At 46.7% G+C, this 418-nt stretch carries 1 rRNA gene; it reads left to right on the top strand.

From position 1 onward, the window contains the following. A 23S ribosomal RNA gene (locus CWB85_RS21445) occupies positions 1 to 295 on the top strand; the annotation flags it as partial. Positions 296 to 418: the final 123 nt, after the last annotated feature.

The following is a 418-nucleotide window of genomic DNA, read 5'->3' as shown; positions in this document are numbered from 1 at the left end:
CCCTATCTGCCGTGGGCGTTTGAGAATTGAGAGGGGTTGCTCCTAGTACGTGAGGAGCGGAGTGAAGTAACCGCTGGTGTTCGGGTTGTCATGCCAATGGCATTGCCCGGTAGCTACGTTCGGAACTGATAAGCGCTGAAAGCATCTAAGCGCGAAGCAGGCCTCGAGATGAGTTCTCACTAGACTTTTAAAGTCTCTGAAGGGCCGTTGAAGACTACAACGTTGATAGGCAAGATGTGGAAGCATGGTGACATGTTAAGCTAACTTGTACTAATTACCCGTGAGGCTTAACCATACAACGCCAAACGCGTTTTATCATTTACGTCCATGTAAATGACTAAAGCCGCACAAGTGCGTTAAAATCTGTTCCAGACAGATTTTTATGTGACTGTTTAAGCGCAGAAGTTAAGATTGTAGG

The organism is Pseudoalteromonas sp. S1727 (genome assembly GCF_005886375.1).
Lineage (GTDB): Bacteria > Pseudomonadota > Gammaproteobacteria > Enterobacterales > Alteromonadaceae > Pseudoalteromonas > Pseudoalteromonas haloplanktis.
This window is presented reverse-complemented; position numbering and strand designations above follow the sequence as displayed.